This is a genomic window from Herbaspirillum lusitanum P6-12 (genome assembly GCF_000256565.1).
Taxonomy (GTDB): domain Bacteria; phylum Pseudomonadota; class Gammaproteobacteria; order Burkholderiales; family Burkholderiaceae_D; genus Herbaspirillum; species Herbaspirillum lusitanum.
The window spans coordinates 1-917 of sequence record NZ_AJHH01000143.1 but is presented as its reverse complement, the minus strand read 5'-3'; the positions used below and the strand labels follow the sequence as shown (position 1 = coordinate 917).

At 55.0% G+C, this 917-nt stretch carries 1 protein-coding gene; it reads right to left on the bottom strand.

The features are described from left to right. On the bottom strand, positions 1 to 836 hold an 836-nt coding region (locus HLUSI_RS27035; RefSeq protein WP_162098053.1), incomplete at its 3' end, for a T6SS phospholipase effector Tle1-like catalytic domain-containing protein. Between the last annotated feature and the right edge of the window lie 81 nt (positions 837 to 917).

Genomic DNA, 917 nt, shown 5'->3' with positions numbered 1-917 from the left:
GATAGGTCACTAGGGGCACACCCGCCCTGTACGCATGTGACGGGAAAGTTCATGCGCTGTTCGTGCGCGGCAATGTAGTGCACCGTCTGTTTGACCAGTGATGGAAGTGGCGTCAAAGTCTCTGCTGCCCAGCTGAAGTGGCCGTCGATGAAACGGAACGGCGTGGTTTGCGCCGCTGAATGCGGCAGGCCGACCGAGGCGACCGAGTCGAACAGGCCGAGGAAATTGATCTCAATGGGCATACCCGCGAGCGTGGATTTCTCTTCCAGTGCGGCGTGCAGCCAGTAGCAGAAACTGCGCGCTTCAATCGCCCCGCGGGAGAAGCCGAACACGGCGACACGAATTTTAGGGATACGGGGCTGAATGATCATGTCGCGCCGAGTTTGCAGCTTGTCGTTCAACTCGTCGCGCAGTTCTGTGAACCAGCGCTTGCGGCGTTCGTCTTGGGGGTAGTCCTTGTCGTAGTTACTTTCGACGTCGCGGGTATAGCTTTTTAGTTTGGCGGTAAGTTCACTATCGGTGAACAAGCGAGTACCTTCATTAAATGCCTGATACACCGCGTTGTAAACCTGCAGGATTCCGAACAGAATCCGTGCCTGCCCACCTTTCCCCATTGCCTTGCCTTCCTGGGTTTCTTTCCATTCCTGATTCTCGGGGAAGCGAGTACCGACGCCAGGAATATAGAAACGGAAACAGCTGGAATCTTTTTGATAGCCCTCGCCCTTGACATCCTTGTGCGCATTAAACAGCTTGACGACGTTCGTATGGGCTTGATTGGGTTCATCCCTGTACTTGTTGTTACTGGTGCCATCGAAGAACAGGCCGATTTTGACCATCTTCTGACAAGGCGGCAGAGGTCTACCGCCTGGCGCGTATACCACCGGCGCCCTAAGCAGATCCTTTAGGGCGATTTCTTC